This is a genomic window from Sulfurifustis variabilis (assembly GCF_002355415.1).
In the GTDB taxonomy this organism is placed as follows: domain Bacteria; phylum Pseudomonadota; class Gammaproteobacteria; order Acidiferrobacterales; family Sulfurifustaceae; genus Sulfurifustis; species Sulfurifustis variabilis.
In genome coordinates this window covers 2,973,732-2,998,325 of the sequence record NZ_AP014936.1, presented here as the reverse complement: position 1 = coordinate 2,998,325, position 24,594 = coordinate 2,973,732, and the positions used below count along the sequence as shown (strand labels likewise).

Sequence of the window (24,594 nt, the reverse complement as noted above, 5' to 3'; positions counted from 1 at the left end):
TCTCGCGACCTCACGCCCTCACGTCTTCACACGTCGTAATAGAGCATGAACTCGTACGGGTGCGGCCGCAGCCGTACCTGGTCGCACTCGCGCGAGCGCTTGTACTCGAGCCAGGTATCGATCACGTCCTGGGTGAACACGTCCCCCTGCCGCAGGAAGTCCTGGTCCGCTTCGAGCGCGTCGAGCGCGGCGTCGAGGGAATAGGGCGCGCTCGGGACGTTTTTCAGCTCCTCGGGGGGCAGCTCGTAGATGTTCTTGTCGAGCGGGTCCCCCGGGTGAATCTTGTGCTGGACGCCGTCCAGGCCGGCCATGAGCATCGCGGCGAAACCGAGGTAAGGGTTGCACGAGGGGTCCGGGAAGCGGACCTCGATACGCTTGGCCTTCGGGCTCGGCGAATACATCGGTATGCGCACGGCGGCGGAGCGGTTGCGCGAGGAGTAGGCGAGGTTGACCGGGGCCTCGTAGCCCGGGACGAGCCGCTTGTAGGAGTTGGTCGTCGGCGCGACGAAGGCGCAGAGCGCCGGCGCGTGCTTGAGAATCCCGCCGATATAGTGGAGGCAGGCGTCCGAGAGGCCGGCGTACTTGTTCCCGGCGAAGAGCGGCTGGCCGTCCTTCCATAGGCTCTGGTGCGTGTGCATGCCGCTGCCGTTGTCCCCGAACATGGGCTTGGGCATGAAGGTCGCCGTCTGGCCGTAGCGCAGGGCGACGTTCTTCACGATGTACTTGTAGAGCATCATCTTGTCGGCCATGCGGGTGAGCGAGTCGAAGCGCAGGTCGATCTCCGCCTGGCCCGCGGTCGCGACCTCGTGGTGCTGCTTCTCGACGACGATGCCGGCGCGCTCCATCTCGACGATCATCTCGTTGCGGATGTCCTGCAGCGAATCGGTCGGGGGCACGGGGAAGTAGCCTTCCTTGTGGCGCGGCTTGTGCCCTAGGTTCGGGCCGTCGCCCTTGCCCGAGGTCCAGATGCCTTCCTCCGACTCGATGTAGTAGTAGCCTTCGTGCGCGTTCTGGTCGAAGCGCACCCCGTCGAAGATGAAGAACTCCGCCTCGGGGCCGAAGTACGCGGTGTCGGCGATGCCGGTGCTCTTCAAGTAGCTCTCGGCCTTCTGGGCGATGTAACGGGGATCGCGCGAGTACTTCTCGCGCGTGATCGGGTCGACGATCGAGCAGATGAGCGAGAGCGTCGTCTTTTCGCTGAAGGGATCGAGCATCGCGGTCTCGGGGTCGGGAACGACCATCATGTCGCTCGCGTGGATCGCCTGCCAGCCGCGGATGCTCGAGCCGTCGAACCCGAGTCCTTCGTCGAAGAGCTCGCTGTTCACCTGGCTCACGGGGATGGTGAAGTGCTGCCACGTGCCGGGGAAGTCGCCGAACTTGAGGTCGACGACCTCGACCTGCCGGTCCTTGATGAAATCCATTACCTCGCTGGTTTTCATGGCGCGCCTCCGTGCCTGCATGACGGGCCGCGGATGCCGGCGGAAAAGAAACGATCGGCCGGGGTGGCGAACCGCCCGAACGTCGCAGAGCATCCACGCGGCTCCGGCCCGGTCATGCTGCGCTCGCCCGGATTCGAGCGTCAAGCGAGCGCGGTTCAGTTACCGGCGGGAACTATGCGGAAAATCCGGCCACCCGCATGGTCGGCGACGTACAGCTCGCCCTCGTCGTCCCGACCGAACGTGCTGATGCGGTACGGCGTATGCAGGAGCTCGCGCTGCTCGGTAACGCGGGTGCCGTCGTAGCGCAATGCCCAGATCCGGCCGCTGAGGTAGTCCGCGTAGACATAAAGGCCGGTCAGCGCCGGTACGCGCGTACCGCGATACACGAAGCCGCCCGTCACCGAGCGCCCGAGATCACCGGTGGGATAGACATGAATGGGCGGAATGAGGCCGGTCGGGTCGCAGCGGGGGTTCACGCCCGGCGTGCAGATGTCGCCTTCCATGATGCGCCAGCCGTAGTTTCCGCCCCGCGTCACGACGTCGATCTCCTCCCGCGCCCCCTGGCCGACGTCGCCGAGGTAGAGCAGCCCGGTCTCCGGGTCGAACGAAAAGCGCCAGGGATTGCGCAGGCCGTAGGCGTAGATCTCGCCGCGCGCCCCGGCCTGCCCGACGAAGGGATTGTCCGGCGGGATGCGGTAGGCGAGGGGAGGGTCGACCGCGTCGACGTCGATCCGCAACAGCGCGCCGAGCAACGTGCCCGCGTTCTGCCCGTGACCGTGGGGATCGTTGCCCGAGCCGCCGTCGCCCTTGCCTATATAAAGGAAACCGTCGGGGCCGAAGGCCAGTTGGCCGCCGTTGTGGTTGTCGAACGGCTGGTCGATCGCGAGCAGCACCTCTTCGCTCGCCGGGTCCGCGCGTCCGCCGGCTTCGCGCCACCGGGAGACGATGCTCGTGAGCCGCCCCTCGATGCGGGTCGTGTAGTCGACGAAGAACGTGCGGTTATCGGCGTAGCGCGGATGAAACGCGATGCTGAGCAGCCCTTTCTCGCCGCCGCTCTCCACCCTCGCGCCGATGTCGAGGAAGCGTTGCGCGGCGGGGCGGCCGTTCTCGATGGCGCGCACCGTGCCCCGCTGCTCGACGACGAAGAGCCGGCCGCTGCCGTCGCCGCTCGCCGCCAGGTGGACCGGATCGACGAAACCCGTGCCGACCTCTTCGAGCGCGATGACCGGGATCTCGATCCGGCGCGCGTCGTCGGAGGAGCCGCACGCGGCGGCCAGGAGCAGGCAGGCGAAGGCGCTGTCTCGCCAGAGTGCCACGCGCCCGATGATATAACCCGCGCGAACGGGGAAATACGCGCGAGAACCGAGGCTAAGTCAAAGGTGCGCGCCCGTCAGCGCGCCGCGATACGGAAGATGCGCCCGCTCTTGTGGTCGGCGACGTAGAGCTCGCCCTCGTCGTCCTGCCCGAAGGTGCTGATGCCGATCTGCGTGCGCAGGAGCTGGCGGTGGGCGGTGACGCGGTTGCCGTCGTAGCGCAGCCCCCAGACGTTCCCGCTCACGTAGTCGCCGTAGAGGTAGACGCCGCACAGCGCCGGCGAGCGGCGGCCGCGATAGACGAATCCTCCGGTGACCGAGCGGCCGAGCGGCCCCGTCTGGTACGTCTGTATCGGCAGGCTGTAGCCCTCGGTGCTGCAGTTCGGGTCGATGCTCGGCGTGCAGATCTCCCCCTCCATGACCCGCCAGCCGTAGTTGCCGCCCTTCTCGATGACGTTGATCTCCTCGCGCGCCCATTGCCCGACGTCGGCCGCATAGAGCCGGCCGTTCGCGGCGTCGAAGGAGAAACGCCAGGGATTGCGCAGCCCGTACGCGAAGATCTCCTCGCGCGCCCCGGCCCTGCCCACGAAAGGGTTGTCGCGCGGGATCGCGTACGGCCGCGCGCCGTCCGACCGTTCGACGTCGATGCGCAGAATCGTGCCGAGCAGCGTCTCGAGGTTCTGTCCGTGCTCCTGAGGGTCGTTGGCGGAGCCGCCGTCGCCGAGACTTATATATAGATAGCCGTCCGGTCCGAACGCGAGCTGCCCGCCGTTGTGGTTGGAGTAGGGCTGCTCGATCTTGAGCAGGAGCCGCTCGCTCTTGGGGTCCGCCCGGCCGTCGCGCCCGCGCGCCATGCGCGAGACGTGGGAGTAGAGACCGCCTTCGCGCGTGGTGTAGTCGACGAAGAAGGCGCCGTTCTCGGCGTACTTCGGGTGGAACGCGATACTGAGGAGCCCTTTCTCGCCGCCGCTTTCGACCTTGCCGCGGATGTCCAGGAACGGATCGGGCGCGAGCTTGCCGTTCTCGATCACGCGCACGGTGCCGCGCTGCTCGACCACGTAGAGCCGGCCGCTGCCGTCGCCCGCGCCGGTGATGTGCACGGGGTTGCTCAGGCCGCTTGCGATCTCCTCCAGGCGGATGTCGGGGATCGCGGCGCCGGCGGCGGGCTCCGTGCAGTTGGCGGCATCGGCGCCCGCCGCCCAGAGCCACGTGCAGAGGAGGAAGGATCGGGTCTGCGTCGTCGTCATGCCGGCTTTATACCCGAGGGCGGGCTCCAAAAACACCCGAACGCCCGAGAGGCCGCGACGGCTTTGACTTCCCCCCTCTCCCTCGACGGGAGAGGGCGATGCGCCGGCGGCGCTGCATGATCCACGCAGCCCTTCTCCCTGTCCCTTTCCCGCAAGGGGAGAGGGGCCGCGTAGCCGATGTGCGAAACCCGGGCTAATTCTCGGGCAGCTCGACCGCGCGCAGGCGCTCGGCCGCCGCCTCGGGCGCGACCGTGTTCACGAAAAGCCCGCTGCCGAGCTCGAAGCCGGTGGGGATGCTGGTCCGCGGCGTGATCTCGATATGCCAGTGGTAGCTCGCGTCGCAGTCCTCGCAGTTCACGTCGTGGGGCAGGGAGTGAATGAAGTAATTGAACTGCGCGCCGCCGAGCACGGCATCCAGTCGCGCCATCGTCCGGCGCATGACGCGCGCGAGGTCGGCGAGATCGTCGTCCTTGAGCCGCAGGAAATCGGCCTGGTGCGCGAGCGGCAGGACGTGGACCTCCCACTCGTAGCGCGAGGCAAAGGGCTTCACCGCGATGAACCGGCGACCGCGCTCCACCACGTATTGCCCGACCCGGATCGCGCGCCGGATCTCGCCCGACTCGCGGTCGTAGATCGTCGCCTCGAAGGTGAGGGCCTCGTCGATGAGCGAGCAGAAGATGCAGCGGTGCTGCTTCAGGTAGAACTGGCGGCTGTTCGCGACCTCCGTCTGCACGTTGTCCGGGATGACCGGCGTCGCGATGAGCTGGCTGTGCGTGTGCGCGATCGACGCGCCGGCCGCCGGGCCGAAGTTCTTGAACACGAGCACGTAGCGCAGCCGGCTGTTGGAGTCGTAGAGCTGGCGCATGCGCGCGCGGTAGGCGCCGAAGAGCATGGCGAGGTGCGGCTCGCTCATCTCGTGCACGGCGATACCGTGGCTCGCGTGGTCGATGATCACCTCGTGCCGCCCGTACCCGTCGATCGTCTGCTGCAGGCCGAAGCTCAGGTTCGGGTTCTGGCGGTCGTCGCCGAGCACGGGGTAGAGGTTTTCGACGATGCGGATGTCCCAGGGGCCGGTCGCCGGATAGGTCGCGATCTGCGGCGGCGTCATCGACTCGTTGCCACGGCAGAACGGGCAGGTCTCGACGTGCGCCCGGGTGTCGCGCTCCACCTTCGCCTCGGCCTTCTTCGGGCGCATGCCGCGCGCCGTGGCCACGAGCACCGACTCGCTCGGCACGATCGGGTTGATGCGGATCTCGCGGACGGCCTTCTCGTCCGCCTGCGGGTGGGGCGGGGCCGGCGTCTTCGCGGTCGCGGGAGGGGTCATGGGCGGGCACCGGAGGATGGCGACGATCGAAAGCTTAGCAAGGGCGCCTCCGAAAACTATTAGAAAGGTTTGATTCGGCTATAAAGCCGGCGGCGCCGGCTCGCTTGTCATGGGTGGTGGCCGCAAGTACCATGCGGTTTTCCGCGTTTTCACCCTTCGGTCAAGACCTTATGTTCCACGGCAGCATGGTCGCCCTCGTCACGCCGATGCGTGAGGACGGCGCGCTCGACCTCGACGCGCTGCGCCGGCTCGTCGAGTGGCACGTCGAGAGCGGCACGGACGCCATCGTGGCCGTGGGCACCACCGGCGAGTCGCCGACGCTCGACATGGACGAGCATTGCGAGGTGATCCGCCGCACCGTGGAGTACGCGCGCGGGCGCGTGCCCGTGATCGCCGGGACCGGGGCGAACTCGACCACGGAGGCGATCGAGCTGACACGCTGCGCCGAGAAGGCCGGGGCCAACGCCTGCCTGCTCGTCACGCCGTACTACAACAAGCCCACGCAGGAAGGGCTCTACCGCCACCACAAGGCCATCGCCGAGGCCGTGCCCATCCCCCAGATCCTTTATAATGTGCCCGGACGCACGGCCTGCGACATGCTCCCCGAGACCGTCGAGCGCCTGTCGGCGGTGCCGAACATCGTGGGCATCAAGGAGGCGACCGGGAACCTCGACCGCGCGCGCGAAATCCTGAAGCGCTGCGGGGACCGGCTCGACCTGTACTCCGGCGACGACGCGACCGCGCTCGAGTGCATGCTGCTCGGCGGGAAGGGCGACATCTCCGTGACCGCCAACGTGGCGCCGAAGCTCATGCACGAGATGTGCAAGGCGGCGCGCGGCGGCGACGAGAAGCAGGCGCGCGCGATCAACGACCGCCTCATGGCGCTGCACAAGAATCTCTTCCTGGAGGCCAACCCGATTCCGGTGAAATGGGCGCTGAAGGAAATGGGAATGATCCAGGGCGGCATCCGGCTTCCGCTGACGCCGCTCTCCGAAAGACATCACGAGACGATCCGCGCGGCCCTGCGGGCCGCCGGCGCCCTGTCCTGAACGACATGCCGACACGCCTGCCCGTCCGTTTGACGCTCGCGCTTTGCGCGCTGCTCGCCGTCTCCGTCACCGCCTGCTCGACCATCGAGGAGCGGCGGAAGATCGATTACCGCACGACACGCGTGCTGCCGCCGCTCGAGGTGCCGCCGGATCTCTCGACGCTGCCCGAGCGCGAGGTCCCCGGCCAGACCGCCGGGCGATCGGGAAGCGCAACCTATTCCGACTACGTCGGCGACCGGGGGACGCAGCAGGCCTCGGCCGGCCAGACGGCGGTGCTGCCCCAGTTCCCCGACATCCGTCTGGCCCGCGACGGACAGATCCGCTACCTCGTGGTGCGCGCCGATCCGCAGGGCCTGTGGAACCGGGTGCGCGAGTTCGTGCTCGCCAACGGCCTGCTCGTGGCCGAAGAAAGTCCGGCGGCCGGCGTGATCGAGACCGAGTGGGCCGAGAACCGCGCGAACGTCGGGACCGGCACGCAGCGTCTCATCTCCAAGTACCTGGGGGGTCTGTACTCGACCGGGCTGCGGGACAAGTACCGCCTGCGCCTCGAGCGCGGCGTGCAGCCGGGAACGACCGAGATCTACCTTTCGCACCAGGGCATGGAAGAGGTCGTGATCGAGAACCAGTCGGACACGGGGCCCACCGGCTCCTACTGGCGCCCCCGGGCGACGGACCCCGAGCTCGAGGCGGAGATGCTGCAGCGCCTGGCGGCGCATCTGGGCGGCGAGCAGGCGGCCACGCGGGTGGCGTCGACGCCGCAACCGAAGCCCGCTTCGGCCTCGGAGGCGACGCCGGCGAGCTCGACCACACGCCTCATCCGCAACGGCGAGGGAGCGCCGGTGCTCTCGCTCGCCGACAGCCTCGATCGCGCCTGGCGGCGGGTCGGGCTCTCGCTCGATCGCATCGGCTTCACGGTCGAGGACCGCGACCGCTCGAACGGGATCTACTACGTGCGCTACATCGACCCGGAGCAGCAGACGAAGAAGAAGGGTTTCTTCTCGCGCATGTTCAGCGACGACGAACCGGCCGAGCGCAACCAGTACCAGGTGCACCTGAAGCCTTCGGACGACGGGACCCAGGTCGAGGTGCTCGGCAAGGACGGCGCGCCGGAGAAGTCCAAGACCGGAGAGCGGATCCTGAACCTGCTCTACGAGCAGCTGAGCTGACGCTGAATACGCCCCCGACCGCTCGCGCGCCCGCGCGCCTCCCCGGGACTTCGGCTATCTTCGGGAGTCCAAGCCATCGCCGCCTGCCCGCAGGCGGGACCGCCGACGCCGGCCACGACGCATGAAGACCGATTCCGCGACCTTCCCGAACCGCGCGCCGCACGCGACGCTCCTCAGTCTCCCCGGCAGCCGGGCGATCTCGGCCTTTCGCCGCGAGCGCCTGATCGCCGCGTTGCTCGATGTCGCGCCCAAGCTCGCCGGTCTCGAGGCGCGCTACTGGCACTTCGTCGCGCTGAACGAGGCGCTCAACGACGGTGAGACCGCGGTGCTGGACCGCCTCCTGCGTTACGGCCCGCAGTCGGAAGCCGTCGACGTCACGCTCGAGGGCGAGCTGGTCCTCGTCGTCCCGCGGCTCGGCACGATCTCGCCATGGTCGAGCAAGGCGACCGACATCGCGCGTCACTGCGGCCTCGGGAAGATCCGGCGGATCGAGCGCGGCATCGCCTGGCACCTCGCGAAGCGGGGCGACGAGCCGCTGACCGACGAGGAGCGGCGCGCCGTCCTCCCGCTGCTGCACGACCGCATGACGGAGTCGGTGCTCACCGGTTACCCGCAGGCCGCGGCGCTGTTCGAAGCGTCCGAGCCGGCGCCGCTGCGGATCGTGGATGTCCTCGGCGGCGGGCGCGCGGCGCTCGAGAGCGCGGACAAGGAGCTCGGCCTCGCCCTCGCCGCCGACGAGATCGACTACCTGGTCGAGAGCTTCCGGCGCCTCGGCCGCAACCCGACCGACGTCGAGCTCATGATGTTCGCGCAGGCGAACTCCGAGCACTGCCGGCACAAGATCTTCAACGCCGAGTGGGTGATCAACGGGAAGGCCCAGGAGCACTCGCTTTTCGAGATGATCCGCGAGACGCACGCGCGGAGCCCGAAGGGCACGCTCGTCGCCTACAAGGACAACGCCTCGGTGATCGAGGGCGCGAAGAGCGCGCGCTTCTTTCCGGATCCGGCGAGCCGGACCTACGGCTACGTCGAGGAAGACACGCCGATCCTCATGAAGGTCGAGACCCACAACCACCCGACCGCGATCTCGCCCTTTCCCGGCGCGGCGACCGGCTCGGGCGGCGAGATCCGCGACGAGGGCGCGACCGGCCGCGGCGGCAAGCCGAAGGCGGGGCTCACCGGGTTCTCCGTCTCGAACCTGCGCATTCCGGGCGCCGAGCGCCCCTGGGAGGCCGATCACGGCAAGCCGGGACGCATCGCCTCGGCGCTCTCGATCATGCTCGAAGGCCCGATCGGCGGCGCGTCGTTCAACAACGAGTTCGGCCGCCCCAACCTCGCCGGCTACTTCCGTACCTTCGAAGAGACGGTCGCGGGCGAGATCCGCGGCTACCACAAGCCCATCATGCTCGCCGGCGGGCTCGGCAACATCCGCGCGCAGCACATCGAGAAGCGCGAGATCCCGGCGGGCGCGAAGATCGTCGTGATCGGCGGTCCCGCGATGCTGATCGGCCTCGGCGGCGGCGCCGCCTCGAGCATGGCGACCGGCACGAGCCAGGAAGACCTCGACTTCGCCTCGGTGCAGCGCGGCAACGCCGAGATGCAGCGCCGCTGCCAGGAGGTCATCGACCAGTGCTGGGCGCTCGGCGACGCCAACCCCGTTCTCTCGATCCACGACGTCGGCGCCGGCGGGCTATCGAACGCGGTCCCCGAGATCGTGCACGGCAGCGGACGCGGGGGGCGCTTCGAGCTGCGCGCCATCCCGAACGACCAGCCGGGCATGTCGCCGATGGAGGTCTGGTGCAACGAAGCGCAGGAGCGTTACGTGCTCGCGGTCGAGGCCGACCGCCTCGAGGACTTCAAGCGGACGTGCGAGCGCGAGCGCTGCCCGTATGCGGTGATCGGGGAGGCGACGGCGGAGGAGCACCTGCTGCTGACGGATCGCCACTTCGACGACGCGCCCGCCGCTTCACCCGCCGAGGCCGAACGCCGCGCGAGGCCGATCGACATCGACCTCGGCGTGATCCTCGGCAAGCCCCCGCGGATGCGGCGCGACGTCAAGCGCGTGAAGCGCAAGCTCCCCGCGTTCAGCACGAAGGGCATCGACCTCAAGGAGGCGGCCTACCGGGTGCTGCGCCTGCCGGCGGTCGCGGACAAGACCTTCCTCATCACCATCGGCGACCGGTCCGTCGGCGGCATGACGTCACGCGACCAGATGATCGGCCCGTGGCAGGTACCGGTCTCCGACGTCGCCGTCACCGTCTCGGGCTACGAGGGGTATACCGGCGAGGCGATGGCCGTGGGCGAGCGCACGCCGATCGCGCTGATCGACGGCCCGGCGAGCGGGGGCATGGCGATCGGCGAGGCGCTGACCAACCTCGCCGCGGCCCGCATCCGCGCGCTGCCCGACGTGAAGCTCTCGGCCAACTGGATGGCGCCGGCCGGCCACCCGGGCGAGGACGCCGTGCTGTACGACACCGTGCGCGCCGTCGCGCTCGAGCTCTGTCCGGCGCTCGGGATCTCGATCCCGGTCGGCAAGGACTCGATGTCGATGAAGACCGTGTGGCAGGAGGGGGCCGAGCGCCGCGAGGTGACGGCGCCGCTCTCGCTCATCGTCTCGGCCTTCGCGCCGGTGCTCGACGCGCGCAAGACGCTCACGCCGCAGCTGCGCACCGACGCGGGCGAGACCGACCTCATCCTCGTCGATCTCGGCAAGGGCAAGAACCGCCTCGGCGGCTCGGCGCTCGCGCAGGTCTACAAGCAGATCGGCAACGAGGCGCCCGACGTCGACGACCCCCGGACGCTGCGGCTCTTCTTCCACGTCATCCAGGCGCTGAACGAGCTCGAGTTCGCGCTCGCCTACCACGACCGCTCCGACGGCGGTTTGTTCGCCACGATCTGCGAGATGGCCTTCGCCGGCCACACGGGCGTCAGCATCGACCTCACGCCGCTCGGGCGCGACCCGATCGCCGCGCTCTTCAACGAGGAGCTCGGCGGCGTGATCCAGGTGCCGCGCTCCCGGCGCGACGGGATCCTCGGCGCCTTCAAGAAGGCCGGGCTGCTGCGCCAGGTGCACGTGATCGGCACCCTCACCGACGACGACATCGTCAGCTTCCGCCACAACGGAAGCGAGCTCTTCTACGACTCGCGCGCGAACCTGCACCGCGCGTGGTTCGAGACGAGCTTCCACATGCAGCGTCTGCGCGATAACCCGCAATGCGCTCAGGAGGAGTACGACCGGCTGCTCGACTCCAGGGACCCGGGGCTCTCCGCGATCCTCACCTTCGATCCGAACGAGAAGATCGCCGCGCCGTACATCGGGAAGGGCGCGCGCCCGAAGATCGCGATCCTGCGCGAGCAGGGGGTGAACGGTCAGATGGAGATGGCGGCGGCCTTCGACCGCGTCGGCTTCGAGGCGGTGGACGTGACGATGAGCGACGTCATCGACGGCCGCGCGTCGCTGGCGGACTACAAGGGCTTCGCCGCGTGCGGCGGCTTCTCCTACGGCGACGTGCTCGGGGCTGGCGAGGGCTGGGCCAAGTCGATCCTCTTCAACGCCCGCGCGCGCGACGAATTCAGCGCCTTCTTCCAGCGCAGCGACACCTTCGCTCTCGGCGTGTGCAACGGCTGCCAGATGATGTCGAACCTGCGCGAGCTGATCCCCGGCACCGGGCTCTGGCCGCATTTCGTGCGCAACCATTCCGAGCAGTTCGAGGCGCGCTTCGTGCGCGTGCAGGTGCCGCAGAATCCCTCGATCCTCTTCGCCGGGATGCAGGGCTCGATGATTCCCATCGTCGTCTCGCACGGCGAGGGCCGCGCCGAGTTCCGTGCGCCCGAGCACGTCCAGCAGGTCGTGCTCGACAAGCTCGTCACCCTCTGCTTCGTCGACCACTACGGCAACGTTGCGCAGAGCTATCCCTATAACCCCAACGGCTCGCCCCTCGGCATCACCGGCCTCACCACCCCCGACGGCCGCTTCACCATCGTCATGCCGCACCCCGAGCGCGTGTTCCGCACGGTGACCCATTCGTGGCACCCCGACGACTGGGGCGAGGACAGCCCGTGGCTCCGCATGTTCCGCAACGCGCGGGTGTGGGTGGGGTAGCGGTCAAAGTTTCGAGCAGCCAGGCGCGCGTACGCTAGCCGGCGGGCAGCGCCAGGCGGTCGAGCGGGCTGCGGGCCGCCCGGCCGCCTTTCTGCAGCACGTGCGTGTAGATCATGGTGGTGCTGACGTCGCTGTGGCCGAGCAGCTCCTGCACCGTGCGGATGTCGTAGCCGTCTTCGAGCAGGTGCGTCGCGAAGGAGTGGCGCAAGGTGTGCACGCTCGCCGGTTTGAGAATGCCGGCCGCGCGAACCGCGCGTTTCACCGCCCGCTGAAACGATTCCTCGGACACGTGGTGTCGCCGCTCCACGCCGCTGCCCGGATCGATCGAGCGTTTCGCGGACGGAAACACGTACTGCCAGCCCCATTCGCGATCGGCGTTCGGGTACTTCTTGTCCAGCGCGTGGGGCAGGTAGACCCTTCCGGATCCCTCCTTCAGGTCCTGCTCGTGCAACGCCTGGACGCGCGTTAGCTGCGTGCGCAACGGCTCGACCAGGCTCTCGGGGATGACGGTCACACGGTCCTTTTGCCCCTTGGCATCGCGAATCAGCAGTTGCTGGTACCCGAAATCGAGATCCTTCACGCGCAACCGCAGACACTCCATCAGACGCAGCCCGCTGCCGTAGATGAGGCTGCCCATCAGCCAGTGCGTGCCCTCCAACCGCGCCAGCAGTGCCCGCACCTCGGCGCGCGTGAGCACGACCGGTAATCGCGCCGGCTTTTTCGCGCGCTCGATGTCGTTCATCCAGGGCAGCTCGATGTCCAGTACCTCGCGGTAAAGAAAGAGCAGGGCGTTAAGAGCCTGGTTCTGGGTCGAGGCGGAAACGCGTCCTTGAACGGCAAGGTGGGTCAGAAAGGAAGTGACCTGCTCCGCACCCATCTCGCGCGGATGGCGCTTGTTATGAAAATGTACCGGCATATCCAGCCGAGATAGCTCTGTTCCGTGCGGATGCTGTAATGCTTGAGACGAATGACGTTGCGAACCTGATCGAGCAGGCGCGGCTTGCCTGAAGACGGCGGCTCCATGACTCCCTCCCTGGTTCCTTTGACGTTGACCGCCCTAAGTATATGGATTTAACTCTTTAGGAGAAGAGCGACCCACAAGAATCGGGCGCGCAGCCTATCCTGTTCCCACTTGGCCGAACGAAACGGACTCAAACCGTTGAATAGATGAAAGGAGCCACCCAAATGCTACCCGCCCGTACGCAATGTTTTGCCGCATTTAGGCGGCCTATATCTAGTTATGTGTCCTAGACCATGAAAACTTTTCGCTTCGTTCTGCCGCTATTGTGCACGATGGCTCTTGTTGCAGTCTCTATCGCGGGTGAAACGAAACACAATGTGAGCCCCAAAGACGGCTTGGTGCCAAATGCTGAAACGGCAATAAAGATCGCCGAGGCAGTATGGTTGCCGATCTACGGCGATGGGATTTTCAAGAAGAAACCTTTTAAGGCACGTCTGGCTGGGGATATTTGGGTGGTGGAAGGCACTCTTCCAACGGAAATGGTTGGCGGAGTACCGATAGCCGAAATCTCAAAAAAAGATGGAAAGATCTTGCGCGTCAGCCATGGCAAGTAGACACATAACAATTTTTTCGAGCCGACGCAGTGAAACGTCGCAGGCGCTTCGCGGTTTTGTTCCGGGTCTGCGCGGCTCAAAAAGTCGTTAGATGCCATGAGCCCAAAGCTACTCAGTACTGGAATCGCATGGCTCATGCTGAGCGCTTGCATCGCGTTACCGATTCCGCACGAACGCCAACTATCGCCACTGTACTTTGGCACTGTGACGGATGCTGAAACTGGAAAGCCTATCGAGGCTGTTGTGGTGAGTGTTAGTGGCAATCTGCATTCCGAACGTCCGATTCCTGGCGAGACGAAAACGGATGCAGCGGGCGGTTATCGGGTGGTTGCCAAAGAAAAAGCTTCGTGGTTCGTGCTCATTGCGGGCCCAGCGGACGGCAGTTGTGGCGGGTTCCTATTGTTTGTGCATCCAAACTATGAAATGAAGATGGAGCGGACCGATGAAGCAACCGCTGGAGGAGCCGATGGCATGTGTACCGACGTAAAACGACAACTAGACGTTTCACTCAAGCCGAAGGGCATCTAACGATGTTTTCAACCGGACGCGGTGATACGGCGGACGTTTCCTTGGGGTACCGTGGCCCGCGCCGGTTAAAACGGCGTTATGCGCGATAGAGAGACAACAGGAATGGGCAGCAACGGCAACCTTCCGAGCGGTGCGGGCATCACCACCGCCATGAAAGGGCAGTACCGCATCGCAATGTTCTTTGCCGCAATCGCCGCTGTCTGGACTGTCTATGTCCTGGCGTACGGCTGGTATTCGGGTTTGCCGCTTACGTTTGGCTGGCCGGGTGCCGTACTACAGATTGCGGTACTTTCGGTTATGGCTTGGTGTTGGCTCTGTCTTGCGGCCACTGGTTTTTATCCGAAGCTGGTGAGAACTCTGGTATCTCGCATAACTTCGCGTTCGAGGCCGACGCGGTGAGACGGCGCACCGTTTCCTGTTGTGTCCGTGCCCCGCGCGGCTCAACGCGGCGTTGGGCGTAAGAACCATATGACAAAGTTGCGTTTTGCTATCGCGGTAGTACTGACAATTTCGCTGCCTTGTCTCGGTGCCGAGCAGGCCCCACCTTGGCCTCCTCAAGAGAAAACCGCCGCGGTTTCGGGCTGTAAGGTCAGCATTCTGGCTAACGCAGAAGCAGGCTATTTGGCTCGTCATAAAATCACGCGAGAGCAGTTACCACCAGATTTCCACCAAAAGATCTCTGTGGCCCTTGAGCCGTTTCTATCGGTTTGCGACTGCGTTATAAAAAATATCTCCATGGTATGGAGCCACGAGTATTTTGTATCACATCAAGCAGAACTGGCTGCAAAAACTCAGGAGCTGGTGAACTCAGGAGTGTGTCGAACGAATCCCGGCGCCCAACCAAACGCTCCAGCGGACGCTGAATTCACTCGTTAGAGGCTTCAGAGAGTGGGCGCTATTCATCCCAGAGGAATCCTGCTCGGCCTCGCCGTATTTGCCGTGCTGTACATTGGAGGAACATTCTTAGCCAACGTCACAGTCCGTTTGGTGGCAGATCCTCATAGCGCGCTCCGGTGGTTGAATCCGCTCGCTTTCCTCACCTGGGTACTGTCAGGATATGTCTGCGCCATGATCGCGAAATCGAGAGGAGCAGTTAACGGGGCAGTGTTTGGCGCGCTTTCGATAGCCGTGGTTGCCGTTGCGCAGTCCATCTTTGGAGGTAATCAGAGTTTTTATAGCACCTTGGTTGAGGACTATTACTACTGGATCATATTGGGTGTCATTCTTGGGGGATTTGGTGGTTTACTTGGGGACGTCTACCGGAAGTTCAAGAACAAAAGCCTCTAACTCGCAGCTCGAAGCGGACGCGCGCAACAGCGGCGCGCGCCGCTCAGCCGCACGTTAGACATATGAAACATAATGAGCCCGCGTTTCCATTCTTTATGCCGATAACTCGGCGTCCGCTTTCGCCTGAGGAGAGAGCGGTAGTGACGAAGATCATTGAGAGAGAAGCGCCTGCATTTGAGCCACAGTTGAGCGCTCTTGAGGTCGTCGGCCGCTGCGGCTGTGGAGTATGCCCGATCATCTTCTTTCAGGTACATGATGCGGGTGACAAGGAGCAGGAGGTCGCGTTCTATGCTGGCAGAGACGCAGGGGGTGGGCTTAGCAGCGGGCGCGGCGCTTTTGTGCGCGCCTGAGCCGTCGCGTTAGCTCTGGCAAGAAGATGACGAGCACAAAGCGACTAAGGAGCGTAATCCAGAGGACGCCCATCACGCAGTCAGCGGGTTGTGTTTGAGCGAACCGGGGCCGCCGCTTAAGGCAGAGTCAGAGGCAAGATGGGCATCGATATCAGGGTTGAAGACGAGAGGGGCGGCCTCATTCGGGAACTGCTGGATCCGAAGTCACTCCTTCCCCGTCTACTGCCTCCACAGGACAACACTGACTCTTTCTGTCTGCGATTCATCGACCGATACGGGGACACCTATTTCAATCAAATTCAGATGCCTCTGTTACTCATCGAACTGAAGGCCGCCGTTCGATCATGCAGCGATGCCGATGCGAAGGCGCACGGAGAAGCAGCTGTTTCGCTCGTCGCGTCAGCCGTCGACCGAGTACATACATACGTGCGCTTTGTCGGTGATTGATATGATGCCTCCTAAAAGCACGCTTTTTCTCGACCAGTTGGAAAGCGCTCAGTGCTGGCGACTTTGTCTTCCCCCGGACGCGGTGATACGGTGCGACGTCTCCTGATCTGTCGCGTCCCGCGGCTAAATCAGCGTTGGACTTTCAATATGAGTCAAAACCGCAACCGGCCTCTCACAGACGGAGAGCGGCAGCTGGCGCATTGGATGCTCGAGAACGGCACCGCCGAAGCAAAGCAGTATTTGAGTCAGCTTGAACTGGCGGAGGTGACATCCTGGAAATGTCCATGCGGCTGCGCGAGTATCCATTTTCAAATCAAGGGACATCCGGAAGCACCGCCTGGAGTCCGTATCTTGGGCGATTTCCTGGTGGGAGAAGGCGAAAACCAGGCCGGGGTCTTCATCTACTCAAGTGAAGGTTTGCTGAGCGGGCTCGAAGTCTATGGTCTGGCTGGTGATGCTCCACGCACCTTGCCTCGCCCTGTGGAGTTGCGCCCGTGGTGAACAGGTTAAGGGGCCACTGATCCAAGTAACGGATATGTTGGTGAACGCGCGCGGGCACGAATGGGTGGGCTTCGGTTATCTGAAGAATGAACCTGGTGTGTCGAATGACTTTTGACTTCCGAGAGCTGACACCAAAAGATGGCGCTGCTTACGCGGGCCGTTGCCGTACGCTATGAAAAGTCAGGTTGAGATATGAAAGTCAAACGGATCATGTCCAACACGGCGACACCGGACCTCGACAGGGCGAAAGCGTTTTACGGGGACATACTGGGCCTCGAGCTGCTCATGGATCACGGTTGGTTTCAAACGTACGGCTCGGATGCAAAGATGACGGTTCAGGTGAGTTTCGGGTCCGAGGGCGGCTCGGGGACTCCCGTGCCCGATCTATCCATCGAGGTCGATGATATCCAGGCCGCATTAGCACGGTTCAAGGAGGCGAACGTGCCCATTGAGTACGGGCCCGTAAGCGAGCCCTGGGGCGTACGGAGATTCTATGTTCGCGACCCTTTCGGAAAGCTCATCAACATCCTGCAGCATGAGTGAACGAATGCACCCTCCAAGGCGCCGCAGCCGACGCTGAACCTCTCCTGAAAAAGCAGCGCTTCCGACCCGCGACCCCGCCTCATTGCGACGAAAACCGTTTCCCGGCACCGGCACCGACGCGGGCTCCGCGCCGTCCGCTGAATCGTAGGCACCATCGAAGGTACCGCCCCCGCCGGTCTGGACCAATAGCCGAGCACAGGAAGCAACGACGGCCCTTGGCAGCGGGGTTCCTGCGCTGACTATACTGGCCCTAAAGGGCATCAAACCGGTCAGGGGACATAGGGATCCGATCCATGCACGGGTCCGGCGGGGACACGGCATCGCGGGTAGTGCCGGCGAGCCAGAGGCGGAAGAGGTCCTGGGGTTACACGGCCAGCGCGCCGGCTCCTTCCCCTCGTGACGCGTTTCCAGCCCGTCACCGCGGTCGCGGGCGGCAAGCGTGAGCGCTAATCGCAATGACCCACACGGCTAAATACCACCTGGACCGATCGTATCTCTCCGAAAGCTTCGACCAGGCGGTCCGGTACGGAAGCAAGTGGAAACGGGTCGAGCTCGCGATCGGCACGGCATTCATTGTCGGGGGCCTCGCCCTTTGGGTGTATTCGGGCGGCGAGCTCTTTCTGCCGTGGATGCTGGTGCTGCTCGGCGTCATCGAAGTGTTCAGCTCGCGAATCAAGAAGTTTTTCTGGCTGAGGAAACAGCTCGGGAGCAAGCATGCGGGTTCGGAGGTCACGCTGACTTTCGACGACGACGGGGTACGGACAGCAGGGAGGTTCGGCAACAGCGTGATCGCCTGGGCCGGAATCGAGAGACTCGTGGAAACGCCGAAAGGTTTGCTGATCTGGCCGCAGAAGGGCATCTACTATTACCTGCCGAAGAGTATTCTCGACGACGGAGCCGTTTCCTTTATCAGGCAAAAGGTATACGACGGATCGCTTCAGGCGGCCGGCTAACGCCGGCGTGTTGAGCTCAATCGCTAGATGGCCACGCACCCCACACTGGATCTCCGATTCGCGCCCGAACTTCGGGCGCGGCTCGAGAATTTTCTGGCGTCGATCACCGACTACGAGCCGACGCTGGTTCTTATGAAGGGACGCCGTTTGCCGTACTCGGCGGAGCGCTGGGATTACGGCGCCTATCGGCCCGAGCACGTCGAGCTTGTCCGGGGCGAGCTCCAGCGAGCCGGGAAGCGGCTGCTGTTCATCGCGGACGGGGTCGTCGTAGCCATACCGCAGTCGCATCTGCTTCACGAACTGAAGGGCAGGACGCTGGACGTCGCGAGAAACGGCTCGATACTCGTTTCCGACGCGGCCGAGGCCTGAGCCGGATCCGGCGGGAACGAGTGATACGATCAGGGCCCGAGCCGGCCCGGCCCGTGCCCGCACCCTCGGTACCCCGGGTCCGGATCGACAGCTCAATCATCCACTGCGTTTCATTCGCCATCGGGAGGCCGTATGGCGGTACACCTGGACCACTTGCTGGTGCCGTCACGGAACAGGAGGGCGTCGACCAGGCTGTTGGCGGAGCTGCTCGGCGTCCCTTGGGCGGAATCCGGCGCGGGCCCTTTCTCGCCGGTGTACGTGAACGACGGGCTGACCCTCGACTTCGACGAGACGAGCGAGCCGTTCTCCACGCTTCATTTCTGTTTCCGGGTGGACCAGGCCGAGTTCGAAGCGATTCTCGGGCGCATCGCGGCGGCCGGGCTGTCGTACCGCAGCGCGCCGCACGGACCGGTCGACTTCAAGGTCAATGCGGATCACGGCGGTTCGATCGTTTACTGGAGCGAGCCGGACGGCCATGTGTGGGAGGTCCTGACGGTCAGCTACGCGCGCAGGCCCAGCGAGTCCTCCGGCGGGGAGAAGCGTGCCTGACCTGCGCCATCTTTCGGGTGGAATGAGGCGGGGGTCCGAGTCGCCCGGGAGGCGGCTTCGGCTGTCGCTCGTCGCCGGTCTCGCCCTGTCGGCGGCGCTCATGGGAGCCGCCGTGTTCCTTCCGCCCGGTGTCGGCGACTTCATACTGCTGTCTCCCGGGCGACTCATGGCGCCCGTCATCGGGTCGCTGGTACCGAGCGGTATCGCTTCCGCCGTCGCTCCGGACGGTGGCCCGACCGCCGCCGTCGCACTGTTCGCGTTCGGCTCGTTCCTGTTCTGGTGGCTGGCGCTCGCGATCGGAAGCTTCCTCCTCGCATTGCGGCGCTGACCTCGGGCCGGCGGCCGGCGCCGCCCGCTCGAGCCGTCAGTCCTCCCACCGCCCGTAGCCCGGAATGTCGATCTCCGACTCGCTGTAGGATCCGCGCTCGGCCCGCGTGTGGCAGGCGTTGCACTGGGCGAGGCTCCTGACCTCGGGATTGCCGGCGACCAGCCGCGCGGGAAGCTCGCGGTGCTTGGACGCGATGTAGCGCGTTTCGCTGATGCGCAGCGGAATGTCGCCGGGCCGGAGCGAGGCGACGATCTTTCGGGCGCGTTTCTCGCGGGCGCGATCGGCGGCGTGACCGGTGAGGAATACGGTGATCGCCTTCCGGTCCTCGGGCGCGAGCTCGGCGTTGTCGCCGAAGTGATCGGCGAGGCTGGCCATGAGCTTCTCCCAGGATCGCGCCGGCAGCAGGCCGGGCGGGTACGCCATGTGGCAGCTCGCGCATTCCTGCCGGTAGAGCGTGTTGGTGACCGGCGATACGTCCGGGCCGCGGTCGCTGTCCGCGACAGCAGCCGGCACCGCGGCCGCTGCGGCGGCGAGCACGAACATTCTCAGGACTCTCATCAAAGCTCTCCTCACCGGTTGATGAACGTCAGGAAGTCGCCTTTCTCCTGGGCGGTGCATTCGCGCCCGTAGGTCCATTTGCAGTTGCGCAGGAACCACTTCTCGATCTTCCTGGCGTCGGTGAGGCGTTCGGGATTCGCGGCGGGTTTCATCGGTTTGATGAGCTTGCCGGTCTCGGCGTGCTTTCCGGGCTCGGCGAGGTTCGCGTGGTGGCAGGTCGCGCAGGATCGTTTCTCGCCGCTGCGCGCGTCGGTGAACTCCTTGTTCCAGAGCGCTTCGCCGGCCTGGGCGCTGAAATTCGTCGCGCCCTGGCGCCGGTAGTCGGCCAGACGTTCGTCCAACGTCGCCGCGTACGCGGACGACGTCAGAACGAGTCCGGTGAGGACAAGCATCGCCGTTCGTCTCATGGTGTTGACTCCTTTTGGGGTTGGTTCCCGGGTGAACTAGCGCGGAGCGCCGGCAAGCGCATGGCGCCGTCCTCGAAGGTGCCTTGCTCGGCGTCGAGATGGCATGCGGCGCAGTCGTGGCGTCCGTTCACGGGAGCCGTCTCGAACGCCGCGTCGGGGATATCGCGATGCCGCCTGCGCCAGTAGCGCGTGTCGGTGATGCGCAGCGGCGCCTGTGTCGCCGGAGTCGTGCGGCCGATCTTCCAGGCCGCCTCGGTGAGCGCGCTTTCGGCGGCGTAGGCGCGCAGGAAGGCTGCGATCCCGGCGGCGGTCTCGGGATCGAGCGCCAGGTCGTCGCCGAAGTGATCGGCCTGCCCGGCCATCAGTCGCTCCCACGAGCGGGCCGGGAGCAGGACCGGATGGTAGGCGAGATGGCAGGCGCCGCATTCCGAGCGCCACACGGCATCGTCGGGAAGCGACGGTCCCGTGAAGGGCAGATACGGTCGCTCGGGAGTCGCCCACAGGTAGCCGGAGAACGAGACGGTACCGCCGAGGAGAACGGCAGCTGCGACCGCGATGCCGATGGGGCGGTAGGCCCGGGCCGGCGGGGCAGTGCCCCGTTTGCGTCCGTTCAGCATGGCCGCGACGAGGTTCTCGCGATGGACCGCGCTCTCCACGAGCACACCGGCGAGATGCATGAACACCAGAACGAGCATCGCGACAGCGGCGACCTCGTGCGCCCCGTGCAGCAGGTCGCCCGCGCGAAAGTCGAGAAGGCCGGCCAGCGGTCCGTGGCGTTCCTCGCCGCCCAACGTCCCGATGCCCGTCGCGGCGACCCCCAGACCGAGCAAAAGCAGCCCGTAGATCGCCCAGCTCCCGGCCGGGTTGTGGCCGAGATGCCGGCGCGCGCGCCCGCGCAGGATGTCGATCAGGTACGCCCGCGCCTCGCGGAACGGCCAGGCGAACGCGCGAAAGCGCGCGTACCGGCCGCCCACGATCCCCCAGAGCAGCCGGAAGACGAGCAACCCCGCGAACGCGTAACCGGCGAAGACGTGCACGTCGAGCCACCTCGACGAATCGCGCGTGAACCACGCGGCGGCGAACGCGATCGCGAAGAGCCAGTGGAACATGCGCGTGGGCACGTCCCATACGAGCACTGCGTCGTCCGTCCGCGCGGATGTCATCTCCCCTGCCTGCCGGTGTGTCCGGGAGCGGACGATAACCGGGCAAGCTGAACGCAAACTGAAAGGCGGAGCGGCGCGGAGCCCGCTTGGTAACCGCGGCGGTTACGCAGTAGAGTGACGTGCCCGCACGGCCGATACGTAGGCCCCGCGCATCGAGAACAGGGAGGCGCCCGATGAAGACCGACGAAGCGAGCCCGACCGCGCCACATACCCCGCGCCGCGCACCGGCGCCGCCGGCGGTGAAGCTCCTTCGCTTGGGGTTCGGCGTGCTCGGCCGGGGGCTCCCCGGTCCGACGAGCCGCTACGCCTACAATCTCTGGTTCTCGACGCGCCGCTTCCGGCTCACCTCGCGCGAGCAGCAGGTGCTCGGAACGGCGCAGCGGCTGCTGATCGAAGCGAACGGCCGGCCCGTGGCGGTCTACGTGTGGGGGACGGGGCCGGCGGTGTTCATGGTCCACGGCTGGCACGGCTCCGCGGCGCACTTCGCCGAATTCGTCGAGCCGCTGGTCGCGGCCGGATTCCGCGCCGTGGCCTTCGACGCCCCGGCGCACGGCGAGAGCCCGGGCAACCGCACGAAGCTCCCGGAGATCGTCGACGCGATGGAGCGGATCGCGCGGCGGCTCGGGCCGTTCCACGCGGTGATCGGGCACTCCTTCGGCGCCATGTGCACCACCTATGCGCTCGCGGAGCAGCGCATCGCGGCCGGCCGTGTCGTCTGCATCAGCCCGCCGGCGCACATGGAGGGGCTGGTCGTGTCCTTCGGCGACACGCTCGGCCTGCCGCCGCCGGTCCAGACCCGCTTCCGCGCGCTTCTGGAGCGGGACTTCGGCGCGGACATGTGGGCGCGGTTCTCGCCCGAGCATCACGCGATGCGCCTCGCGCTGCCCGCGCTGATCATCCACGACGTCGACGACCGGTCGGTGCCGGTGGCCGAGGCCGAGGCGCTCGCGCGGGCATGGCGCGGCGCCGAGCTCGTCCGCACGCGCCGGCTCGGCCACCGCCGGATCCTCGCCGATGCCGATGTCATCCGACGAGCGGTTCAATTCATTCGTTTATAGATGCTTGAGCGAATCGAGCCGGCAAAACGGATGACGACCGTCATCCCCGGGGTTTGACCTTCGCGCTCGTCTCGCCTTTACTTCGGTGTCAGTCCGCAGGGAAACGGGAGCACGATGCAACCGACCGCGCACCGGGATCAGACCGCGCACCGGGATCAGACGATGGACGGGCCCGACGGCGACAGGGAAGCGCCGGGAAGTTTCGAGGACCGCAGGTTCCTGTCCCTCGCCATCGGGAAGGACGAGCTGTTGCGGCTGGCGCTCGTCGCCCTGGCCGCGTACCTCGTCACCGTCGAGCTCGTCTACCTTCTGGGGTACGAGATCCCGACGTTCAGATCGATGCCGCCCGCGGTCACGGTCATCGCCCCGTACATTCTGCTCGCCGCCGGCAGCCTCATCGCCCTGTTCGTCAAGCCGCGGCTCGGCCTCGTCTTCGCGCTGATCTCCCTGCTGGTCATTCTCGTCGCGAGCCTGGCGCCCGGCCACGCCTGAGCGGCGAGGCTCCGGACCCGGGGCGGGCTTCCCTGAGTCCCGCCGATCCGCTCGCGTTCTTTCTCGCGCCTTCACTCGACGCAGACCAGGCGGCCGCCAACCGCCACGGCCGTCATGCAACTCCGCCGCAGTCGGCTCGGTCCTATCGGGAAGGCACGAGCGAGACCGATGGCATGGCAAGCACGATCGCGCGGCCGCGGGAGCGGCGTTTCGGGAAGGCCACTGAGGCCCTGGGCTTTCTTGCCTGGATCGGCCTGAGCTTCGCCGCCGCGGCGATCGGCGGCTTGGCCCGGCCGGGCGCATGGTATGCCGCGCTCGAGAAGCCCGCATGGACGCCGCCGGACGCGGTGTTCCCGCCCGTCTGGACCACTCTCTACCTGCTCATGGGCGTCGCCGCCGGCCTCGTGTGGCTCCGCCGGCATGCCGCCGGCGCCTATCCCGCGCTCGCGCTCTTCGCGCTTCAGCTCGCGCTCAACGCGCTCTGGTCCTGGCTCTTCTTCGGCTGGCACCTCGTCGGCTGGGCGCTGATCGAGATTGCCGTCCTGCTCGTCGCGATTCTGGCGATGCTGCGCGCCTTCCTCCCCGTGAGCCGCGTGGCGGGATGGCTGCTCGCGCCGTACGCGGCGTGGGTGGCGTACGCCACGACGCTCAACGCCGCCATCTGGTGGCTCAATCCGTGACACCGCGAGGAACACGATGACGAGCCCGCTCGTCTGGTTCGACATTCCGGCGCGCGATCTCGATCGCGCCGTCGCGTTCTACGCGGCGGTGCTCGGCCGCCCGATCGTCAAGCAGCAGTTCCCGGAGGTGGCGGTCGCGGTGCTGCCGCACGAGGAGGGCGAGCTGACCGGTTGTCTCTATCCCTCCGACGAGCCGCCCGCCGTGCACGGCCCGCTGCTCTATTTCAGCTGCGCGGGAAGGCTCGACGACGCGATCGGGCAGGTCGAGCCGAACGGCGGGAAGGTGCTGAAGGGCCGGCACGCCATCGGCCCCTACGGTTTTCGCGCGGTCGTTCTCGACAGCGAGGGCAATCGCATCGCGCTGCATTCGCCGATATAGCGGGGGATCGGGATCGATGGACGAGGAACGGCCATGCCGGTGAACCTCAAAGCGCGCGCCGCGTCATGGCTGTCGCGCGCGGTCACCCGCGTGCTGCGGGAGGACGCGGTCGAGCGGCGCCTCTGGGAGATCGTCAACGCGCCGCGGGGCGGCGAGTGGCCGGCGCCGAACATCGACGCCGAGCTCGCGCGTCGCGCCGCGACGCAGGCGGCCGAGTATGTCGAGCGCCGCATGGTGCAGGTCCCGAGCTTCGCCTGGCGCTTCGACCTCCTCGAGCATGCCTTGCGGCGCGCCGGCGACGGGCTCGTGCTCGAGTTCGGCGTGGAGGACGGCGAGTCGATCAACTTCATCGCCGACCGGGTCAAGGCGACCGTGCACGGGTTCGACTCGTTCGAGGGTCTGCCCGATCCCTGGGTGCAGGGGCTGGAGCGGGGCGCCATGAGCATGGGCGGCAGGCTGCCCGCGGTGCGCCGGAACGTCGAGCTGCACGTCGGCTGGTTCCAGGACGTGCTCCCCGGCTTCGTCGCGCGCCACCACGAGCACGTGGCGTTCATGCACGTCGACTGCGATCTCTACTCGTCGACCCGATGCGTGCTGGACCATCTCGGCGAGCGGATCGTGCCGGGGACGGTCATCCAGTTCGACGAGTACTTCAACTATCCCGGCTGGCGGGAGCACGAGTTCAAGGCGTTCCGGGAATTCGTTCACGACCGGCGCCTGCGCTACGACTATCTGGGCTACGTGCGTACCGGATACTCCGTGGCGGTCGTAATCCGCTGATCGGCGG

The 24,594-nt window shown here is 66.1% G+C and carries 27 protein-coding genes and 1 pseudogene; 20 read left to right on the top strand and 8 right to left on the bottom strand.

The window, feature by feature from the left end; genetic code table 11:
• Positions 1-26: 26 nt before the first annotated feature.
• The 4 genes from glnA to SVA_RS14505 form a co-directional block, all read right to left on the bottom strand.
• Positions 27-1,439, bottom strand: a complete 1,413-nt coding sequence (glnA, locus tag SVA_RS14520) for a type I glutamate--ammonia ligase (protein ID WP_096461901.1) — start codon at positions 1,437-1,439, stop codon at positions 27-29.
• Between the two features lie 155 nt (positions 1,440-1,594).
• Positions 1,595-2,755 (bottom strand): PQQ-dependent sugar dehydrogenase, encoded by a 1,161-nt coding sequence (locus SVA_RS14515; RefSeq protein WP_197703233.1) that lies wholly within the window; start codon positions 2,753-2,755, stop codon positions 1,595-1,597.
• Between the two features lie 74 nt (positions 2,756-2,829).
• Positions 2,830-3,999 carry a PQQ-dependent sugar dehydrogenase gene (locus tag SVA_RS14510; RefSeq protein ID WP_096461899.1) on the bottom strand — a complete coding sequence of 390 codons (1,170 nt, stop codon included), beginning with the start codon at positions 3,997-3,999 and terminating at the stop codon, positions 2,830-2,832.
• A gap of 193 nt (positions 4,000-4,192) precedes the next feature.
• Positions 4,193-5,323 carry a galactose-1-phosphate uridylyltransferase gene (locus tag SVA_RS14505; protein WP_096461898.1) on the bottom strand — a complete coding sequence of 377 codons (1,131 nt, stop codon included), beginning with the start codon at positions 5,321-5,323 and terminating at the stop codon, positions 4,193-4,195.
• A 170-nt stretch (positions 5,324-5,493) separates the two neighbouring features.
• Between SVA_RS14505 and dapA the strand changes: the two genes are divergently transcribed.
• The 3 genes from dapA (at position 5,494) to purL (ending at position 11,640) form a co-directional block, all read left to right on the top strand.
• Positions 5,494-6,372: a 4-hydroxy-tetrahydrodipicolinate synthase gene (dapA, locus tag SVA_RS14500; protein WP_096461897.1), complete on the top strand. Its 879-nt coding sequence runs from the start codon at positions 5,494-5,496 to the stop codon at positions 6,370-6,372.
• A 5-nt stretch (positions 6,373-6,377) separates the two neighbouring features.
• The gene (bamC, locus tag SVA_RS14495) at positions 6,378-7,538 is read left to right on the top strand and encodes an outer membrane protein assembly factor BamC (RefSeq protein ID WP_096461896.1); all 1,161 of its coding nucleotides are present in this window, start codon (positions 6,378-6,380) and stop codon (positions 7,536-7,538) included.
• A gap of 121 nt (positions 7,539-7,659) precedes the next feature.
• Positions 7,660-11,640 (top strand): phosphoribosylformylglycinamidine synthase, encoded by a 3,981-nt coding sequence (purL, locus tag SVA_RS14490; RefSeq protein WP_096461895.1) that lies wholly within the window; start codon positions 7,660-7,662, stop codon positions 11,638-11,640.
• A 34-nt stretch (positions 11,641-11,674) separates the two neighbouring features.
• Here the strand turns inward: purL and SVA_RS14485 are convergent.
• Positions 11,675-12,663, bottom strand: a pseudogene (locus SVA_RS14485) (integron integrase).
• A 231-nt stretch (positions 12,664-12,894) separates the two neighbouring features.
• Between SVA_RS14485 and SVA_RS14480 the strand changes: the two are divergent.
• The 12 genes from SVA_RS14480 to SVA_RS14450 all read left to right on the top strand — a co-directional run bounded on the left by SVA_RS14480 (position 12,895) and on the right by SVA_RS14450 (position 19,070).
• Positions 12,895-13,215 carry a YbbC/YhhH family protein gene (locus SVA_RS14480; protein WP_096461894.1) on the top strand — a complete coding sequence of 107 codons (321 nt, stop codon included), beginning with the start codon at positions 12,895-12,897 and terminating at the stop codon, positions 13,213-13,215.
• A gap of 96 nt (positions 13,216-13,311) precedes the next feature.
• Positions 13,312-13,743: a carboxypeptidase-like regulatory domain-containing protein gene (locus SVA_RS19545; RefSeq protein WP_148665495.1), complete on the top strand. Its 432-nt coding sequence runs from the start codon at positions 13,312-13,314 to the stop codon at positions 13,741-13,743.
• Between the two features lie 468 nt (positions 13,744-14,211).
• Positions 14,212-14,619, top strand: coding sequence for a hypothetical protein (locus SVA_RS19540; RefSeq protein ID WP_148665494.1), 408 nt, complete (start codon positions 14,212-14,214; stop codon positions 14,617-14,619).
• Between the two features lie 12 nt (positions 14,620-14,631).
• Positions 14,632-15,030: a hypothetical protein gene (locus SVA_RS19535; protein WP_148665493.1), complete on the top strand. Its 399-nt coding sequence runs from the start codon at positions 14,632-14,634 to the stop codon at positions 15,028-15,030.
• A 140-nt stretch (positions 15,031-15,170) separates the two neighbouring features.
• Positions 15,171-15,380, top strand: coding sequence for a hypothetical protein (locus tag SVA_RS19835; protein WP_169924119.1), 210 nt, complete (start codon positions 15,171-15,173; stop codon positions 15,378-15,380).
• A gap of 138 nt (positions 15,381-15,518) precedes the next feature.
• Complete coding sequence (locus tag SVA_RS19530; protein WP_148665492.1) at positions 15,519-15,827, top strand: hypothetical protein; 309 nt, start codon at positions 15,519-15,521, stop codon at positions 15,825-15,827.
• Positions 15,828-16,031: 204 nt separating this feature from the next.
• Entirely contained in the window at positions 16,032-16,328 is a 297-nt protein-coding gene (locus tag SVA_RS19525) for a hypothetical protein (protein WP_148665491.1), read from the top strand.
• 192 nt (positions 16,329-16,520) lie between these two features.
• Positions 16,521-16,871: a VOC family protein gene (locus SVA_RS14470; protein WP_096461892.1), complete on the top strand. Its 351-nt coding sequence runs from the start codon at positions 16,521-16,523 to the stop codon at positions 16,869-16,871.
• A gap of 455 nt (positions 16,872-17,326) precedes the next feature.
• A complete protein-coding gene (locus tag SVA_RS14465) occupies positions 17,327-17,824 on the top strand; it encodes a YcxB family protein (RefSeq protein ID WP_096461891.1) in 498 nt (165 codons plus the stop codon).
• 27 nt (positions 17,825-17,851) lie between these two features.
• Complete coding sequence (locus SVA_RS14460; RefSeq protein ID WP_096461890.1) at positions 17,852-18,193, top strand: hypothetical protein; 342 nt, start codon at positions 17,852-17,854, stop codon at positions 18,191-18,193.
• A 132-nt stretch (positions 18,194-18,325) separates the two neighbouring features.
• On the top strand, positions 18,326-18,742 hold the full coding sequence (locus SVA_RS14455; protein WP_096461889.1) for a VOC family protein: 417 nt from the start codon (positions 18,326-18,328) through the stop codon (positions 18,740-18,742).
• A complete protein-coding gene (locus SVA_RS14450; protein WP_148665490.1) occupies positions 18,735-19,070 on the top strand; it encodes a hypothetical protein in 336 nt (111 codons plus the stop codon). The genes SVA_RS14455 and SVA_RS14450 overlap by 8 nt, the downstream gene beginning before the upstream one ends.
• A gap of 36 nt (positions 19,071-19,106) precedes the next feature.
• Here SVA_RS14450 and SVA_RS14445 read toward each other — a convergent pair whose 3' ends face one another.
• From SVA_RS14445 to SVA_RS14435, 3 genes are read right to left on the bottom strand one after another with little or no spacing between them, the layout of a single operon-like run.
• The gene (locus SVA_RS14445) at positions 19,107-19,628 is read right to left on the bottom strand and encodes a diheme cytochrome c (RefSeq protein ID WP_096461887.1); all 522 of its coding nucleotides are present in this window, start codon (positions 19,626-19,628) and stop codon (positions 19,107-19,109) included.
• 11 nt (positions 19,629-19,639) lie between these two features.
• The gene (locus SVA_RS14440; protein WP_096461886.1) at positions 19,640-20,035 is read right to left on the bottom strand and encodes a DUF1924 domain-containing protein; all 396 of its coding nucleotides are present in this window, start codon (positions 20,033-20,035) and stop codon (positions 19,640-19,642) included.
• Positions 20,032-21,198, bottom strand: a complete 1,167-nt coding sequence (locus tag SVA_RS14435) for a cytochrome b/b6 domain-containing protein (RefSeq protein WP_096461885.1) — start codon at positions 21,196-21,198, stop codon at positions 20,032-20,034. The genes SVA_RS14440 and SVA_RS14435 overlap by 4 nt, the downstream gene beginning before the upstream one ends.
• 173 nt (positions 21,199-21,371) lie before the next feature.
• On the opposite strand from SVA_RS14435, the gene SVA_RS14430 reads away from it, so the two are divergent.
• The 5 genes from SVA_RS14430 to SVA_RS14410 all read left to right on the top strand — a co-directional run bounded on the left by SVA_RS14430 (position 21,372) and on the right by SVA_RS14410 (position 24,587).
• The gene (locus SVA_RS14430) at positions 21,372-22,256 is read left to right on the top strand and encodes an alpha/beta fold hydrolase (RefSeq protein ID WP_096461884.1); all 885 of its coding nucleotides are present in this window, start codon (positions 21,372-21,374) and stop codon (positions 22,254-22,256) included.
• 114 nt (positions 22,257-22,370) lie between these two features.
• Complete coding sequence (locus tag SVA_RS14425) at positions 22,371-22,748, top strand: hypothetical protein (RefSeq protein ID WP_096461883.1); 378 nt, start codon at positions 22,371-22,373, stop codon at positions 22,746-22,748.
• 173 nt (positions 22,749-22,921) lie between these two features.
• Positions 22,922-23,428 (top strand): TspO/MBR family protein, encoded by a 507-nt coding sequence (locus tag SVA_RS14420; RefSeq protein ID WP_096461882.1) that lies wholly within the window; start codon positions 22,922-22,924, stop codon positions 23,426-23,428.
• A 16-nt stretch (positions 23,429-23,444) separates the two neighbouring features.
• Complete coding sequence (locus tag SVA_RS14415) at positions 23,445-23,807, top strand: VOC family protein (protein ID WP_096461881.1); 363 nt, start codon at positions 23,445-23,447, stop codon at positions 23,805-23,807.
• Between the two features lie 33 nt (positions 23,808-23,840).
• On the top strand, positions 23,841-24,587 hold the full coding sequence (locus tag SVA_RS14410; protein WP_197703232.1) for a TylF/MycF/NovP-related O-methyltransferase: 747 nt from the start codon (positions 23,841-23,843) through the stop codon (positions 24,585-24,587).
• Positions 24,588-24,594 lie beyond the last annotated feature (7 nt).

Coding starts and splice junctions, on each gene's coding strand:
- glnA (WP_096461901.1), bottom strand. CDS start 1,439: ATGAAAACCAGCGAGGTAATGGATTTCATCAAGGACCGGCAGGTCGAG.
- SVA_RS14510 (WP_096461899.1), bottom strand. CDS start 3,999: ATGACGACGACGCAGACCCGATCCTTCCTCCTCTGCACGTGGCTCTGG.
- SVA_RS14505 (WP_096461898.1), bottom strand. CDS start 5,323: ATGACCCCTCCCGCGACCGCGAAGACGCCGGCCCCGCCCCACCCGCAG.
- dapA (WP_096461897.1), top strand. CDS start 5,494: ATGTTCCACGGCAGCATGGTCGCCCTCGTCACGCCGATGCGTGAGGAC.
- bamC (WP_096461896.1), top strand. CDS start 6,378: ATGCCGACACGCCTGCCCGTCCGTTTGACGCTCGCGCTTTGCGCGCTG.
- purL (WP_096461895.1), top strand. CDS start 7,660: ATGAAGACCGATTCCGCGACCTTCCCGAACCGCGCGCCGCACGCGACG.
- SVA_RS14480 (WP_096461894.1), top strand. CDS start 12,895: ATGAAAACTTTTCGCTTCGTTCTGCCGCTATTGTGCACGATGGCTCTT.
- SVA_RS19545 (WP_148665495.1), top strand. CDS start 13,312: ATGAGCCCAAAGCTACTCAGTACTGGAATCGCATGGCTCATGCTGAGC.
- SVA_RS19540 (WP_148665494.1), top strand. CDS start 14,212: ATGACAAAGTTGCGTTTTGCTATCGCGGTAGTACTGACAATTTCGCTG.
- SVA_RS19530 (WP_148665492.1), top strand. CDS start 15,519: ATGGGCATCGATATCAGGGTTGAAGACGAGAGGGGCGGCCTCATTCGG.
- SVA_RS19525 (WP_148665491.1), top strand. CDS start 16,032: ATGCTCGAGAACGGCACCGCCGAAGCAAAGCAGTATTTGAGTCAGCTT.
- SVA_RS14470 (WP_096461892.1), top strand. CDS start 16,521: ATGAAAGTCAAACGGATCATGTCCAACACGGCGACACCGGACCTCGAC.
- SVA_RS14465 (WP_096461891.1), top strand. CDS start 17,327: ATGACCCACACGGCTAAATACCACCTGGACCGATCGTATCTCTCCGAA.
- SVA_RS14460 (WP_096461890.1), top strand. CDS start 17,852: ATGGCCACGCACCCCACACTGGATCTCCGATTCGCGCCCGAACTTCGG.
- SVA_RS14455 (WP_096461889.1), top strand. CDS start 18,326: ATGGCGGTACACCTGGACCACTTGCTGGTGCCGTCACGGAACAGGAGG.
- SVA_RS14445 (WP_096461887.1), bottom strand. CDS start 19,628: ATGAGAGTCCTGAGAATGTTCGTGCTCGCCGCCGCAGCGGCCGCGGTG.
- SVA_RS14440 (WP_096461886.1), bottom strand. CDS start 20,035: ATGAGACGAACGGCGATGCTTGTCCTCACCGGACTCGTTCTGACGTCG.
- SVA_RS14435 (WP_096461885.1), bottom strand. CDS start 21,198: ATGACATCCGCGCGGACGGACGACGCAGTGCTCGTATGGGACGTGCCC.
- SVA_RS14430 (WP_096461884.1), top strand. CDS start 21,372: ATGAAGACCGACGAAGCGAGCCCGACCGCGCCACATACCCCGCGCCGC.
- SVA_RS14425 (WP_096461883.1), top strand. CDS start 22,371: ATGCAACCGACCGCGCACCGGGATCAGACCGCGCACCGGGATCAGACG.
- SVA_RS14420 (WP_096461882.1), top strand. CDS start 22,922: ATGGCAAGCACGATCGCGCGGCCGCGGGAGCGGCGTTTCGGGAAGGCC.
- SVA_RS14415 (WP_096461881.1), top strand. CDS start 23,445: ATGACGAGCCCGCTCGTCTGGTTCGACATTCCGGCGCGCGATCTCGAT.
- SVA_RS14410 (WP_197703232.1), top strand. CDS start 23,841: ATGCCGGTGAACCTCAAAGCGCGCGCCGCGTCATGGCTGTCGCGCGCG.